General features: G+C 67.4%; 11 protein-coding genes and 1 pseudogene. 6 read left to right on the top strand and 6 right to left on the bottom strand.

Annotated features, from left to right (window positions below; all coding sequences use genetic code 11):
- Entirely contained in the window at positions 1-276 is a 276-nt protein-coding gene (locus F9278_RS15725) for a hypothetical protein (RefSeq protein ID WP_152168895.1), read from the bottom strand.
- Between the two features lie 548 nt (positions 277-824).
- Here F9278_RS15725 and F9278_RS15720 point away from each other — a divergent pair.
- On the top strand, positions 825-1,256 hold the full coding sequence (locus F9278_RS15720; protein WP_152168894.1) for a hypothetical protein: 432 nt from the start codon (positions 825-827) through the stop codon (positions 1,254-1,256).
- 154 nt (positions 1,257-1,410) lie between these two features.
- Entirely contained in the window at positions 1,411-1,683 is a 273-nt protein-coding gene (locus tag F9278_RS15715) for a hypothetical protein (protein WP_152168893.1), read from the top strand.
- Positions 1,684-1,701: 18 nt separating this feature from the next.
- On the opposite strand, the gene F9278_RS15710 is transcribed toward F9278_RS15715, so the two are convergent.
- The gene (locus F9278_RS15710) at positions 1,702-2,655 is read right to left on the bottom strand and encodes a tyrosine-type recombinase/integrase (protein ID WP_152168892.1); all 954 of its coding nucleotides are present in this window, start codon (positions 2,653-2,655) and stop codon (positions 1,702-1,704) included.
- A 469-nt stretch (positions 2,656-3,124) separates the two neighbouring features.
- Between F9278_RS15710 and F9278_RS15705 the strand changes: the two genes are divergently transcribed.
- On the top strand, positions 3,125-4,015 hold the full coding sequence (locus F9278_RS15705) for a DUF5655 domain-containing protein (protein WP_152168891.1): 891 nt from the start codon (positions 3,125-3,127) through the stop codon (positions 4,013-4,015).
- A gap of 589 nt (positions 4,016-4,604) precedes the next feature.
- Positions 4,605-5,252 carry an HAD family hydrolase gene (locus F9278_RS15700; protein WP_152168890.1) on the top strand — a complete coding sequence of 216 codons (648 nt, stop codon included), beginning with the start codon at positions 4,605-4,607 and terminating at the stop codon, positions 5,250-5,252.
- 24 nt (positions 5,253-5,276) lie between these two features.
- On the opposite strand, the pseudogene F9278_RS15695 reads toward F9278_RS15700, so the two are convergent.
- Positions 5,277-5,669: pseudogene (locus tag F9278_RS15695) on the bottom strand (NUDIX domain-containing protein); the annotation flags it as partial.
- Between the two features lie 53 nt (positions 5,670-5,722).
- Here F9278_RS15695 and F9278_RS15690 point away from each other — a divergent pair.
- Both F9278_RS15690 and F9278_RS48710 read left to right on the top strand, forming a co-directional pair.
- Positions 5,723-6,975, top strand: a protein-coding gene (locus tag F9278_RS15690; protein ID WP_152166439.1) for an IS3 family transposase whose coding sequence is annotated in 2 segments (ribosomal slippage) — positions 5,723-6,005 and positions 6,005-6,975 — 1,254 coding nt in all. Because the reading frame shifts where the segments join, the coding sequence is not laid out codon by codon here.
- Between the two features lie 213 nt (positions 6,976-7,188).
- Positions 7,189-8,019, top strand: coding sequence for a TniQ family protein (locus tag F9278_RS48710; protein ID WP_152168888.1), 831 nt, complete (start codon positions 7,189-7,191; stop codon positions 8,017-8,019).
- 184 nt (positions 8,020-8,203) lie between these two features.
- Here the strand turns inward: F9278_RS48710 and F9278_RS15680 are convergent, their stop codons facing one another.
- The 3 genes from F9278_RS15680 to F9278_RS15665 are packed head-to-tail and all read right to left on the bottom strand — an operon-like array spanning position 8,204 to position 15,278.
- Entirely contained in the window at positions 8,204-10,846 is a 2,643-nt protein-coding gene (locus F9278_RS15680; RefSeq protein WP_152168887.1) for a pPIWI_RE module domain-containing protein, read from the bottom strand.
- A complete protein-coding gene (locus F9278_RS15675; RefSeq protein WP_193241505.1) occupies positions 10,846-14,154 on the bottom strand; it encodes a pPIWI_RE_Z domain-containing protein in 3,309 nt (1,102 codons plus the stop codon). Before F9278_RS15675 ends, F9278_RS15680 begins: the two co-directional genes overlap by 1 nt.
- Positions 14,151-15,278, bottom strand: a complete 1,128-nt coding sequence (locus F9278_RS15665; protein WP_152168884.1) for a restriction endonuclease-related protein — start codon at positions 15,276-15,278, stop codon at positions 14,151-14,153. The genes F9278_RS15675 and F9278_RS15665 overlap by 4 nt, the downstream gene beginning before the upstream one ends.
- Positions 15,279-15,416: the final 138 nt, after the last annotated feature.

Below are 15,416 nucleotides of genomic sequence, written 5' to 3'. Positions count from 1 at the left end.
TCAGGCGGCCTTCATGCGGCGCTTCGCTGCAGCGTTCACACGCCGTGCGGCGGCGGCCTGGAGCGCCAGCCGCGAGAAGTGCGCCGACCGCAGGTGCTGAGCCGCGCGGGCGATCTGCTCCTCCGTCGCGTCTGGGTGCAGCTCCCGCGCCTGCTTCTCAAACCGGCCGTTCGCCGCGGCTCGCGCCTTCGCCGTCCGACTCGCCGGGTCGAGCGTGTTCGCCCAACTCGTGTGGGCCGCGAGGCTGGCTCGAAGCGACCTCTCCGTGGGGTCCATGGCTATTCCTCCCTTCGTCATCCCCATTCGAGTATGGGGATGGATCGTGCGAAAAAAGAGCCCGGCGTCGGGCCTGGACAGCCGCCGCGATCGCGTCGGCCTCCGGCTCCGAGACGGTGGGGCGCTCCTCTTTCACGAGTTTCTGGATCTTGCTGTACGAGACGCCGGTCGCGCAGGCCAGGGATCTGACCGTGTGGACCACGCCCCCCGGTAGCGGCTGCTTCATCAGACGGTGAAGCAGTTCGCCGTCGTGCACGCGGTATCTGTCCGACACAGGGCCTCCGGTAGTGCCATCCCCATTCGCGAATGGGGATGGCCATAGCTAAGCACAGCGCTCCCGGGATGTCTAGCACAGCGCTCCGTCTAGTTCAGTGCGCCCCATGCGCCCCTTGTGTGTACACACGGGCGCCTGTTTTGGGCCGATCTTTGCAGGCCATGTCCCCGTTCGCGTATGGGGTTGTGGACAATGGGGCCTGTTGGGGCGTCGGGCCCCCGCCGGGTGGAGCCGACGCCACCCGAGCCGTCGCCCCCCACAAGGAGACCTCCGCATGAGCACTCGGGACGCCGAGACGCTGGCCGACCTCGTCAGCCAGTACGCAGGAAAGGGCCCCGGCCGAGGGGCGAAGATCACGTTCGAGCAGCTCGCCGACCGCAGCGTCGACCCGGAGAGCGGCTACAAGCCGAGCGCAAACCTGCTCTGGAGCATCGCTGCGGGGCGGGGGGTCAAGATGAACAAGCGGCTCGTCCGCGCTGTCGCGGCCGGCCTCGCTGGGTTCGGCATCGATGTGCGCCGAGTGAAGGCCGCTGCTGCCCGCGAGTACACAGGGTGGGATGCGGGCGAACTCACCCAGGGTGATGATGAGTTGGTGGCAGGAGAGGTGATCCAGGTGGCCCGCGCTGAAGGTGTGACGCCTGACGATATGCCCGCTGTGCGAGCCTTCTTCCAGGAGCTTCGCAGGCGGCGCGCGACCAAGGAGTAGGAACCGAATGAAGATTCTTACTCACGGTGCGTTTCACATTCACCCCATTAGGTGACCACCATATTGCGACCTCTCGCGTAGAGTGATCGAACCTCGCGCGGTTCGAACGCGTGTGCTAGCTAACGCTGCCCGCACACGCGGGAATGGGGGTCGGATGGCAGAGTCACCCGCGATGTACGAGGTCCACGTCGAAGCTGCCGACTTGAAAGGGGAGACCCCAGTCGCGGTCAGAGACGGCCTCGACAGGTACGAACTGGCCATCGACTTCTCCTGGCCTCCAGACGCCATCGCGGCGGGCCTTCAGGCCATCTTCCAGGAGGCGGTCGAAACCGAGCGCTGGTCACGCAACGACATCCGAGAGCACGGCGCAGCCACCGAGGAAGCCCGCGAGGCCGCACCCCATACGGAGCACGGCCTCGACTGCTGACACGAGCAACCCGGCGGCCTACAACCGGTCGCCGGGGCTCAGCCTCTTGTGCGCCATCCGCGCCCGCTCGGCGCCGGCCGACGAACCGTAGCGGGCCACCATCGACCGCGACCTCCACCCCGCGATCCGCATGAGGTCCGTCTCCCCTCCGTCCTCCACCATCCACTGGTGCGCGAACGTGTGACGGAACTGGTGCGGGTGGATGTGCGGCAGGCCGGCCTCCTTGCAGCGGTTCTCCACCATCGTGCCGACACCCCAGATCGTCAGCCGCGACCCGCGCTTGACGCTCCACCACAGAGCATCGTCGCTCTCCAGCGCCCGGCTGCGGTGCTTCGCGTACGCCCGCAGGTACCGGTCCAGGGCCTGAGTCGTCTTCCGGCCGAACGGGATGGACCGGTGGCGGCCGCCCTTGCCGAGGACGCGCATCACCATCTGGTCCAGGTCCAGATCGCCCACCGTCCGCTCCGTCAGCTCGGACAGCCGCGGGCCCGCGTCGAGGAACAGCATGATGATCGCCGTGTCCCGGCGGGCCTTGTAGTCCTTCCCCTCGCACTGCTTCAGCAGCTTCCGCAGGGAGTCGTCCGGGATGATCGGCACCTCCACCTCGGGGACCTCCGGCGGCTTCATCGTGCGCATGGGGGAGCGGTCCATCTCCTCCTCATCCACACACCAGTTGAAGAACCGGCGCAGCGACCGGTAGTGCTGGTGCGCGTTGCCCGGACTGGTCCTCTTCCGCAGGGCGATGATGTACGCCTCGATGTGCTCGCGGTGCAGACCCTCGTCCCCCTCCAGCTCGGTGGGCGCCAGCCGCGGATGGTCGTCGGTGGGCTCGTACTCGCGGAGGAAACCGGCGAGGCCCTCGGCTGCTGTGCGGTAGATCCGCTGCGTGTTCTCGCTCAGGCCCTGTGCCCTGAGGGAACGGAGCCAGGACGCGGCGAGGGGGGCGATGTCGTAGGCAGGCTGGTCGCTCAATGCCCACTCCCGTCTCTATTCGAGTATGCGAATGGCCGTGACCCCAGGGGAGGCGGTGGTGATCTCCGGGGTTGAGTAAGACGGTACGCCGATTCGGGAGATGGGTGAAGCGCTTGGCGAAATACCGCTGTGCGCGGTCGACATGAAAAAGACCTCGCCTTAAAAGGTGAGGTCAGAGGGTGTTTGCGCCCCCGGCAGGACTCGAACCTGCGGCCAAGCGCTTAGAAGGCGCCTGGCGCATCTCGTCGGCAGGTGCTTTGACCTGCCACTTTCTTCCTCACTGACACGCTGTCAGGGGTTTTGTGGGACGTATGTGGGATGAGGGCACCTCTGGGACGGATGGGATGCAGGGGTTCCCGACTGGGCCAGGTGGTCACCGTCTCACATCTCCTCACCTGTTCGGTGCGCCCGCGCGGAAATAGATCTACCCCTCTCCTGCGTTCTCGATCTTTGAGCCGAGGAGGGGAAGGTGTCGGGCCTGAAGCTGTTCCACACGACGAATGGCGGCGTGACGGAGGTCGCGCCGCGTCTTGCCGAGGTCGAGGCGGATGTGCAGGGCCTCGTCGAGGCGCACATGGAGACGATGCTGGGGGTACGGCTCCTGGCGAGCGAGTACGTCATCGACTGTGCTGACGGCGGCCGGATCGATTCGCTGGGGCTCGACGAGAACGGGGCGCCGGTGGTCGTGGAGTTCAAGCGCGGCACCGCGGCCGGCGTGGTCAATCAGGGCCTGTATTACATGGCGTGGCTGATGGCGCACAGGGACGCCTTCCGGCACCTGGTCCGCGACCGGCTCGGGGTATCGGCCGCGTCCCAGGTGCTGTGGAGTGCACCGAGGTTGATCTGTGTCGCCGGCGACTTCACCCGCTACGACGCGCACGCCGTACGCGAGCACAGACGCAGCATCGACCTGGTCCGCTACCGGTTCTTCGGCAGGGACCTGATCGGCCTTGAGACCGTAGCTTCCGTCACCGGCCGGACGCCGACCGTCAGACGGCCGCGCCGGGGCGCGGCCGGGCTGCCGCCTGTCCGCGCGCAGGGCGGGGCGCTGACCAAGCTGGCTGAGGCGGTCGATGAGGTGCTGCTCGGCCTCGGGGACGGCGTCAGCCGGGTGCAGCGCAAGCAGTACCGGGCGTATCAGCGCCTGCGGAACTTCGCGTGCGTCTGCCCGCCACAGAAGACCAAGCTCCTCGTCTACCTCAAGGCCGACCCCAAAGAGGTCGACCTCATTCCCGGCTTCACCCGGGATGTGACGGAGGTCGGCCACCACGGTACGGGCGATCTGGAGGTGCAGTTGCGCTCCGAGCGGGACGTGGAGCGGGCTGTGGACCTCTTCCGCGCGAGCTGGGCGGCGGCGTAATCGCCCATCGCGTCTGTGACGTCATCGGGTGCGGGACTGGGCCGCTGTGGATGTGGTGGCGATCGTGCCTTCCGACGTAGGGGGCAGGTAGTGGCGGTGGACCATCAATGATGCGAGGGATCGCCGGTTTGGCCAACCGGCGATCCCGCGCTATGTTGCCTCGCTTCGAAGCAGGCTGCGTTCACCTACCCGAGGTCTGTCATCAGCTCGCCGCAATCGGCAGCGGTGCTTCGGTGCCGCGGCCTGCAATGCCCGTCCGCACCGTCCCTGAGCCATCGGGCTACCGGAGCGGACCGAAGCCGTCACTGACCGTGCCGACCGATGCGGTCAGTCGACGGTGCGTCGGCTAGGTCGTACTCGGGGCAGGGCCGAGCGCCCGGAGGCAGGCCGGCCAAACTCGTCGAGTGGCTCCGGGACGGAGTACTCATCGTGCGCCAACTCGTGGATGCCCGGCTCTCGCACTGACGTCGGTCCGGTTCGAAGGCCAGTCCGGGCGCGACCACCTACGTTGGTTCATCTTGAGATCACGCGGATCGCAGCCGGGAAACCCACCTGCCCGGAGGTTATGGCTCGTGGTCTACTGCCGGTCATGCCGTTGCTGATGCTGGATCTCGACAACACATTGGTAGACCGCGACGCCGCCTTCCGGGCCGCGGCCACCGCACTCCTGGCGGAGCATGCACTGCCCAAAACCGACATCGAATGGCTGATGACCCTCGACGCGAGCGGCTACACACCCAAACCGGCTGTCGCAGAGGCCATGGCGGACCGCTACGGGACGGCGCTTCCTGAGACCGCTATCCGAACGCTTCTCGATCGTGGCGCCGCTGATCGCGTCGTTTTGGCCAAGACCACCCGCGAGGCGCTCACGAAGGCGCTCACCGATGGCTGGACCTGCGTGATTGTCACCAACGGCCGCACCGTGCAGCAAGAAGCGAAAATCCGCAACACCGGGCTCGAACGGCTCGTACAGGGCTGGGTGATCTCCGAACACATTGGTCATAGGAAGCCGGACCCGGAGATCTTCCACGCGGCGGCTCAAGTCGTCGGAGTCCCCCTCTCCGGCGCCTGGATGATCGGCGATTCGCCGCATGCCGACATCGGAGGCGCAAACGGGCTCGGTCTTCGAAGCGTGTGGGTGTCGGGCGGCAGGCCGTGGCCCGAGGACTCATACCGGCCCACCCACGTTGCCAGCGGCGTCTCCTCAGCGATCAACTTTGCCATCGGCACGACGTGATAAACCAGGGGACACGGGACCGTCTCAAGCCTCGCGGATCGGCGTGTCGAGCACGGAGACGAGTGCGTCCACGTTGGCGGTGATGAACTCAGCCAACTGCGGTGGCATCAGGTGGAGTTCGTCGACAGCTTCCGCTGTGAACGGCACCCGGACCACCTCGTAGCCTCCCCGCTCTGGCTTGCTGAACTCCGTGCCGGTCCGCGCGGTCAGGTCCATCGACACCAGGTTTGCGGCGAAGATGTGCTGGATGCCGATGCCGTCGTCGAGTTCGTCGGTGATCAGGTAGACGAGTTCAGCGCGGCCCACTGTGCCGCCGAGTTCCTCGTACACCTCGCGGTGCAGGGCCGCCTCGATGGTTCTGTCGTCGGCTTCCACACCACCGCCGACCGTCACCCAATACGGCTCCCGGCCCGGCTTGTGTGAACCGCCCCGGCTCGAATGGAGACTCGATTTCATGAAAGGATCGAGTCATGGCACGACCTTCCCGTTACCCGCTTGAGCTCCGCCGTCGTGCGGTGCGCATGGTCGCCGAGGTGCGCGACGGCTATCCGACCGAGACGGCCGCCTTGCAGGCGGTGGCAGAGAAGCTCGACATCGGCTCGCGCGAGACGCTGCGGAACTGGGTGAAGCAGCACGAGATCGACGGTGGCCAGCGTCCGGGGATGACGACGGAGGAGTCCGCCCAGCTCAAGGCGTTGAAGAAGGAGAACGCCGAACTCAAGCGGGCCAACGAGATCCTGAAGGCCGCGGCGAGTTTCTTCGCGGCCGAGCTCGACCGGCCACACACACGCTCGTAGCGTTCATCGACGAGCACCGGGACCGCTTCGGCGGCGTCGAGCCGATCTGCAGGACGCTCACCGAGCACGACTGCAAGATCGCCCCTTCCACGTATTACGCCCACAAGAAACGCCTTGAAACTCCCTCCGCCCGTTCCGTGCGCGATGAGGAACTCAAAGAACGGATCCAGGAGGTCTACACGTCCAACTACCGTGTCTACGGGGCCCGGAAGATATGGCGCGAGCTGAACCGGCAGGGACATATGGTGGCCCGCTGCACCATCGAGCGTCTGATGCGCGAACTCGGCATCACCGGCGCCGTCCGCGGCAGGAAGGTGATCACGACGATCACCGATCCGGCCGCCGGGCGGGCCCCGGACCTTCTCGACCGCGACTTCGTCGCCCGTGCCCCGAACCGCTGCTGGGTCGCCGACTTCACGCATGTCGCCGCCTGGAGCGGTGTCGTCTACGTCGCCTTCGTCGTGGACACGTTCTCCCGGCGCATCGTCGGCTGGTCCGCCTCCGCCTCCAAGGAGACCCAACTCGTCCTGGATGCACTGGAGATGGCCCTGTGGCAGCGTGACCGCGAGGACCGCCGGCACACTCCGGGGCAGCTGATCCACCACTCCGATGCCGGGTCGCAGTACACGTCGTTCCGCCTCGCCGAACACCTCGACGCGGCCGGCATCGCGGCGAGTATTGGATCAGTCGGGGATGCGTACGACAACGCCCTGATGGAGTCGACGATCGGCCTGTACAAGACCGAGCTGATCAAACCCCAGCGTCCCTGGAAGTCGCTCTCCCAGGTCGAGTTGGCCACCGCCGAGTGGGCCGACTGGTACAACCACCGCCGACTCCACGGTGAGATAGGCCACGTTCCACCCGCCGAGTACGAGGCCAATCACTACAAGGAATCCACGAAACCCCAGGTCACAACCACAATCTGAGATCTCTACCGAACCCGGGGCGGTTCAGTCCTGTTCAAGGAAGTTGCCGACCTCGGCTTCGAGGGAAGCCAGAGAACCTTCTACCGCGAGCTGGACCGCCGACGCCACCTGCTGGTCCCGGCCGACCGCCAGGAAACCAACTCGCAGGAGGACCCTGACCAGGTCCCATCCGGGATATCCCGCACGCTCGCCCTCAGGTCGGAGCGGACACCGGTGCTGCCACAGCGAGTCGCCCCGATCGCAGGAGAAACCCTCAACTCCTACCTGGCCCGGATCGCCCAGGCCAACCACCTCACAGTCACCGAGGTCCTGGCAGTACTGCCCACCTGGTTCTCCACGAAGACCAACAACCTCGACGACCGAGCCCAGCACCATATGCTCGCCCCCGCAGCCACCCAGGCCCTGCACGAACTCGCTCGTCTCACCGGCACCACTCCCGCCGGCCTGGCTCACGCACTCCCCGCGTTCGGCACCGACGAAGGCCCCGTCCGGGCCACGACCGCCTGCCACCAGTGCACTGCCCGCCTCGGTATCCGCCAGCCCGTCCCCGTCCACCTCCCGGTTCACCACAAGGTCTGCACGCGGCACGGAATCTGGCTCAGCGATCTCGGAGAACCCCACCTCGACCTCTCCATATGCCCCGAGATCACCACCGCTCAACACCGGGCGAACCGCCTCCTACGCCGCTTCACACCCCAGCAACTCACCCTCGCCCACCAAACCGCGGTCGAAACCGTCCCGCCCTGGCCGGACTCCCCAGCCGCCGTCCCTCACCACTGGCGATACCGGCGCCTCGCACTGCAGACCCACAATCACCAGCGCGGCATCCCGACCGACCTCGACGCACACGCACACGCCTCGATCTACCCCGACGCCATCGAACTCGCCGCAGCAGCACTCGCCAAGCATCCTCACCATCCGGCAAGATCCATTGGCGAAGACTCTCCACATCTCCGAACGGCGACACCCGCGGGTCACGGCCACTTCGCCACTCAAGATTCCTCGCCGCAGGTCAAAGCGACTGCGTCAGGGACGGCTCGGTGACACAGGACAATGGCCGCTGCGGTTCGTACGGTGCCGACAACGGCCCGCCGAGGAACCCGCCATCCCTATCTGGGCGGAGTGCGGCGGAATCTATCTGGGTGCGGTGACGCGTAGCCGGATGGCCTCCGACCCATCCGGCTAGCGCGTGTGACCTGACCAGTCAGCAGTGGCATGGGCTGGCCGATCAGACGATGTATTCCTCCATCAGTTCGGCGAGGTGGACGATGGCGGGCCAGGTGGTGGCGATGTTGGTGTGGGCGTGGAAGCGTCGTTGGGCGTGGACGTACATGGCCCAGTCGGCTGGGTTGTCGCCGTCCTGGAGGAAGGCGGGCACGATCTCCAGGGAGGTGGGGTTGGAGCAGGTCCAGGTCCGGTTGGCGGTCTGGGCCGGGTCGAACTTGGTGAGCGTGAGAGGGGTCTGGTTCTGATCGGGGCGCGGGTTGATGCCCCAGAAGGAGCGTTCCCCGACTTCGACCAGGCCGGAGAATCGCCCGTGCCGGGTGACGGGGATCAGTTCGTCGGTGTCGTCGCCGGCGCTGGCCATTTCCTGGGTGACACCGAAAGCTCTGGGCACTGCAGAGCGATCGCTGCGCTCGCGTAGCCGGATGATGCGCAGGCCCGGCTGGTCGCCGGGCTTACGGCGGTCTGGATCCGCGTTGGGGGCCGTGATGTCGATGCCCGGCAACACGAGCTGGTCGAAGGTGATCCGGCTGTCCTGTAGCCAGGGCCAGATGTCCTTGTCGCTCGTCCGGGCGCGGCGTACGAGCAGCAGGCGGTTGACGGTGGAGTCGAGCGACAGAGCATTGGTGAGGAATTCGGCGAGGGCCGCGCGAGCGGTACGGGGCACGCGTCCGCGGCCGGCCACGAGTGCTTCCGGCAGGGTGGTCAGTGGCATGGGGCGCTCGGTGGGGCTGCCGGTCGTCGTCATGAGCTGTGCCGTGGACTCCTCGTGGGTGTGCTGACGGATCAGCATGGGCACGAGCATCCGCTCGCCGGCGGGGGCGAGCCAGACGGTGATCAGCTCGAAGGGGCCTTCGATGCCGGGTGGGGCGTGGAGTTTGGGCAGGTGACCGGCCTGGCGGAGGGCGTCCCGGAGGGCGGAAGCGGCGCGCTCGATGTCGGTGGTCGCGAAGTCGGTGCCGGGGAAGCGTTTAGCGAGGGCTGCTTTGCTGGAATTGGTGTTGGCCGGCGGGATGGGGCGTAGGCCCTGGACGTTGCGGCGCAGGCTCGGGAGGACTTTCTTGAAGAGGGTTTTGGGGTCGCGCTGGTGTGTGCGGGAGAAGTAGGCCGCGCCTTCCATCTCCACGATGCAGGCGGTGGGGTGGGCGAGGCGGGGGAATGCACGGGTGATTCGCGCCGTGCGTTCGGCCTCGCTGGCTTCGTAGGCGGCCCGCCGGGCTGCCGGGTCTGACTCGGTGGAGCGCGGCAGACCGGCGGTCAGGTCTTGCGGGTCGTGGCGGTGGAGGGTGAGGTTGATCGGTCCGGTGAAGCTGGCGCACGCCGCTGTTGGGGTGGCGGGAGTCAGGCCGAGTTTGTCGGCGGCGGCTGTCTGTAGACCTTGCCACGTGCGGTCGGAGGAGGCCCAGACTTCGAGTTCGTATGTGGGGGAGCCGGGCAGCTGCATCGGCAGGCGTGTCTTCGAACGGGTCCGTGCCTTGGGGCTGGGCATCAGGGGGACCAGCCCCTTGTCCTCCAGCTGTCGGGCGACCTGAGTGAGGGCCTCCATGTGGTCGCGGGGCTGGTAGCCGTGGCCGACGGGGTGGTCGTGGGTGGCACGAGCCGGCGGGGCGCCGTCCTGGTCCGGATGGCGGTAGGTCATGCCGCTGCTGTGGACGAGATGGGCGGCGAAGGGCTGTCCCGCCGCGTTTCCAGGGGCGGCGCGCAGTTCGTCGAGGCTGGGTGGCTCGTGGTGGGTGAGGCGGGCGAGGATACTGGTGACGCCCGGCTGCCAGGTCCAGGAGGTGTCCTGTCCGCGGCGGCGGATGGTGACGGAGCTCTGCAGGAGCATGGGACGTTCGCGGCGGTGGATGAAGCCTTCCTTGGCGGAGAGCAGGACGCTGGCGGTGGGGTCGCCGTTTCCGCGGCGGGGGATGTAGTCGAGCGCGTTCGTCGCGAAGCGGGTCATACCCAGGTCGACGTGGAGGTGGACTTCGGGAACGCCCGGCACAGTTTCCAGGTGGAGGGTGAGGACGTCCACGCTGGCTCCGACTGCGCCGTCTTCATCGATGAGGATCTCCGGTTGGCCGAGGTGCAGGGTTCGGCGGCCGTCGGCCTGGGTGGGGCCGAGCCGCAGGTCACGGTGGTGGCCCAGGAGCTGAAGGTCGGTGGTGGTGAGATGTTCGGCGACGAGGCTGGGCAGGAGGTCGAAGACGTGCGCGGGAGGGTTGGCGGTGCCGTTGGGGTGGAGGCCGTGCTGGGCGAGGTCGAGGTCTTCGGGGATCCATTTGAACTGGCCGGCGCCTTCGAGACGGCCGTACCAGTCGGTGTCCGGCACGTGAGGCGCCACGTGAGCGGAGGCCCATGCCGACAGCGCGATCAGCAGCAGGTCCGGGTCGATCTCGGTTCGCGCACGCAGCCAGGCCGGATGGCGAGGGTCCCAGTGCACGGAGGTGATCTCCGGGTCGATGAGGGTGATCAAGTCCTTCAGTGACTTGGTGGGCAGGTTGTCGGGTCCGTTGCGCTTTCGGCGGCCGGGGCGGGCCTCCCAGGCGGCCTGGAGGACGTTGAGCATCCCGGGTGGGCAGGTCGCGCGGTAGCCGGTGACGGGCCAGCTGGCCCCGGGGGCGAAGGTGAGCACGGTGGCCTGGGTGGCGCGGTAGGCGGGCATCAGCGGTGACCCCAGTCGATGTTGTCGAGGAGATGGGAGGCCAGGCCCCAGCAGGCGTGGGCGAGTTCATGGTCGAGGCGCTGTGCCGCGGTGGCGGTCGGGCCTGGATCGGTGAGCCAGCCGTGCAGGAGTTGCTGGGCGGCGACGATCACGCTCGTGCGGGGAGTGTCGGCCGCGGTTTCATCGAGCGTGGCGGTGCGGGGCGCGAAGGCGGCGTCGCAGAGGTACACCAGCACCGGTTCGTTGCCGCGGATGCCGCGGCCGATCGTCTGGTGGAGCGGGACGATGAAGTTGCCGACGAACGCCGCGTGTTCGACCGGGTCGGTCAGGCGGGAGAACAGGACCGGCTCTCCGACCCGCTGTTGCCATCGGCGGCGTTCGCCGTGGCGGAGTTTGCGCGCGAGGTCGACGGGATCGACCGAGGGGTCGGCCAGCTCGATCGGGTCGCGGAGGCGGCGCATCGCCTCGCGGCTGAGCAGGGACAGCGGGAAGGTGGCATCGTCGGCGGGTGGGTGGATGCGGGCCAGGTAGAACACCGCGCCCAGGGCGGCGACGCGGCGGGCGTTGAGGATGTTGTGGCCGCGTTGGACGGCGCCTTCGGCAGCAACAAGGATGTCGGCGCCGGAAGCGGCAAAGGTGGGCAGTCGGCGCCTTGGGATGCTGTGCCGGGTGGGCGGGTCGTCGTCGCGGATGACGTGGAGGGCCGTGTAGGGCGTCTTGTGGTTGATGTAGTCGGCGACCGTCTGGGCATCGCGGGTGCTCTGCACGGTGAACAGGACCTGCTGACGGTCGTCGGTCAGCCGCAGACGGGCCTGCTGGAGCAGGGAATCGCGCGCACCGGGGGCCGGGTTGCAGATCCAGTCCGCGGCCGTGCACAGGGCCTGGGCATGTCGAGTGGGGTCGCCGCCGGTACCCGAGATAAAGACGGGGCGGCCGTCGGCGTAGCGCGGCGGCCGGAAGAACATCTTGCTCTCCTTCAGCGCCGCCCTGGCCTTTGCCGGCTCCCGTAGTACCAGGTTCGGGGCCACGTCCAGGTGGAAGCGGGGTGAGGCGGGCATCCAGCTGGTGGCGGAGGCAAGGACGACATGCGGTCCCTCGATACCCTCGGCTGTCAGGAGATCATGAAGGTGGTAGAGCAGCCAGCGGCCGACCCCGCGCAGCCACAGGATGCTGAACGACCCGCTGTCACCACCAGGGTTGGGCTGCCACTGAAGTGCCATCAGGTTTCCGGCAGCCTGTTCGGGCACGAACGGCATCAGGTCACGTGGCGGCTGCCGACTCCAGAACTCCTCCCCGTCGTCGATCGGGGAGGAGCCGATGGCGCGCAGCCGTTGGGCAACTTCGAAGAACGAGGTCGTGATACGCGCGGCCCACACCCCGGCCTGCAGCAGTTGTGCGTACTCCGCCAGCGTGCCTCGTACCTTCGCCTCGTCGATGGCGGGCTGGTGCGTCGTGATCCATGCCTCGGCGGCCTCCTGGGCCGAGACATGAGTGTCGTGGGCTGCCGTCATCGCCTCGATCAGCTCGGCCCAGTTCGCCGCAGGAGCCTGGAACGGGGCGGAGAGCACCGAGGCGAAGTGCTCTTCGAAGTAGTAGTCGGCGGCTTCTTCCTGTTCAGCCTTGTCCGCGAAGTCAGTCCGTTCACCCAGGCCGTGAAGGCTGCGCGCCAAGCGCCGCAGGAGGCTGTAGCCGGTGAACGGTCCCTCGGCGATGACGTCGTGCAGCGCGTCCGCACCAGAGGCGATGACCAGCCGGTACAGCTCGGTCAGTGCCTGATCGTGCCGACGGAAGTGTTTGTCGCCGGCCGTCACCTCCGGGTCGAGCAGATCGAGGAACCAGGAGTGCTCCAGCCGCTGCCCGATGCGGTCGCCTACCCGGTGACTCCAGCCCCTGCCGGGCTGGGAAAGGATTTCGTGCAGCAGGAACCGGTCGTCGAATTGCTGCTGCACGGTGTCGGCTTCGTCGACGAGCAGGACAGACAGGTGGTGCTGTGCCGCTTCGGCGACGCGGACCTCAATATGGGACTGAGGCATCCTCGTTGAGGCCAGGCCCGCCGAGGTCGTCACCCACACCTGTGCTTCGGCAACCTTGCGTGCCGCCGTATGCGAAGGACACCGGGACAGAAGCGGGCAGTCGCGACGCCCGCTCTCGCCGGCGACGGTGAGCCGGCCTGTGCAGGGCCGTTCCTCGCGGGGCAGAGGGGCCCGGTCGGTCCTGCTGGTCAGCCGTAGCTCCTCCAGGTAGCACTGGTCGTCGGCGAACGCCGCGGCAGGGTCCAGACCCGTGGGGAAGGCCGTCTCGCCGTCGTGGAGGAGCGAGCGCCAGAACCGGTCCTTGTGGACGCCCTCCCGGGTGCGTCCGAAGATGGGCACGGCATCGATGCCCAGGGCCTGCAGGAAGCTGACTTTGGCGAACACGTCACTGCCGGAGGCGAGGACGAACCCGACCTTGCCGCCGCGGCGGGCGACGATGAAGGCGATCAGGTCCAGCAGGGTGGACTTGCCGCTGTTCATCAGGCCGACCACGTGCCACAGGCGGTCAATGGTCATCCGCCACTGCTGATCGAGGAGACGACCTTCGGCGTGGTCGGCCAGCAGGGCTTCCATCTGCTTGAACCGTTTCACGAAGTCCCGGTTTTCGATCTCCGGGTGGGCTTCCAGGAGTTTGTCGATCTGTTCGGCAGCCCACTGGAAGTCATCCTGCGTGAGGGGGATGGGCTCCTGCACTCGGGAGACCGCTGCGGGCAGTACTGCGGGTGCCGGCGCCGGGATGAGAGTCTTGGGGACGCGGATCTGTTCCCGCCTGCCGTCGGCCTGCTCGAAAGAACACACCGAACCCGGCGGCGCCGGCCGGTACGAGGACGCCGTCTGGTAGGGGGCGATCTTCTGCAGCGTCTGACGGTAGAGGTCATGACGGGCCGCGGCGTACGGGGTGGACCGCCGGGTGAACACGGTCGACAACTCCGGCTTGTGGCCAAGCATGTCGCAGGGTTCGAAGCCCCGCACCTGTACCGGCAGCTTCACGTACTGATCGAGCTTCTCCCGCATGGTCCCGGTCTTGGCAAGCGGGCCCATCACCTCCCGCAGGGTCCGGAGCTGCGGGCCCAGGTCCTCCTCCAGGCGCATGTACCCGGACAGAACCGGCCACAGCGCGCCGACGCCCTGGCCGGGCAGATGGTCGTCCAGGAACGACAGGCCCACTTCCAACGCGCAGATCTCCCACGGCCTGAGGGGTCCGAGCAGGGGGCGCACGTTGTCGTCCGCCAGTTCCTTAACCAGTGACTTGCTCCAGGCGCGGGTGTCCCTCATCGCGTTCCTCCTGCCTGACGCGCACGGACGGTGGCCTGCCGCAGGAACGTCTGCTCGTCGAGGACTTCGACGCCGGAAACGCGGCCCTGCAGTTCACGCTCCAGATCCGCCACGTAGCCGGGAGTTCTGAGGCGGTGCATGGGGATGACGATGATGTGTCGCCGTGCCGGCACGCGTGGATCGCAGCGAAAGCCCCGGGCGAGTAGGGCTGGGCTTGAGCAGTCCTTGGCGTCGACGGCCCAGCGCTCCGCCTCTGCACCCGGTTCCCGGGCCTTGAACGTCAACGCCATATCCCACGCGTCCAGGCACGGCCAGTCCTCGACGCACAGTGTGCCGTCGGCGATTTCGCCCAGGTGGTCCAGCAGCCGTCCCTCCAGCAGTCCAGGGTCGTGGAAGAACTGGCGGGTTGCCCGGTGCTGGGTCCAATACGCGCCCAGACACGCCACCTCGTACTGCTCTGGCACCCCTGTACAGCCGGGAGCCCCACAGCCAACGGCCCCGTCGTCAACCGGATTTCGGCAGTCTGCACAGCGCCGCAGGCGAACCTTCCCCGGTGCCTGAACCGGGTGGTGGACGTAGGCGATGCGGACGAACTTCGCGAGGAACGAGTCATGGTCGGAGTCCGCTGCCGGGAGTTCCCGCGCCAGCGCCTGGACCTCGCGGTCGCTGAGCACCGGATGGTCGATCAGCAGGCGCCGCAGGCGACAGTAGACCCGCTGAACAGCGTCGTCGTCCTTACCGTTCATCCGTGCACACAGCATCAAGGCGGCAAAAACCTGATTCTGAACGAGCTCCGCCTCGACGTCAGCGTGCTGGATCAGGTCTGCCGCCTGCTCGGCAAACTCAGACAGGGCATCACCCTCCAGCAGCACCACGTCGAGATCGCCCTCGGTGAGCGACAGAGGTACAGGCCACGATCCCAGCGGGCGACGGCACCAGTCGAACAGTTCCAGGTCATTGCCGGGCGCATCCAGGCCCAGTGACTGCGCCTTCCACCACAAGCGGCCCCGTGCGTCACGCCACGCACGCGGCAATGGCCCCGACCCATCCGTACAGCGGGCTTGAACGCCAGCCCGCTGTCGTTCGAGGCGGATTTTCGCCAACGCGGCACACAGCAGCTCCACCAGCAGGTAGTCGTCCTGAGCGGTCCGTGGGTCTCTCTCTCCGCCGGGGCCGGGGTCCCGCGATGCAGGGACCGCAGCAGCCGGGCGGTGATCATCTGGAAAGTCGCCGTCAACCGATGGTGGCTGCGTACCGCCGGA

The sequence above is a fragment of the Streptomyces phaeolivaceus genome, assembly GCF_009184865.1.
In the GTDB taxonomy this organism is placed as follows: Bacteria; Actinomycetota; Actinomycetes; order Streptomycetales; family Streptomycetaceae; genus Streptomyces; species Streptomyces phaeolivaceus.
The sequence above is the reverse complement of the archived record's forward strand: the minus strand, read 5'-3'. Positions and strand labels throughout refer to the sequence as shown.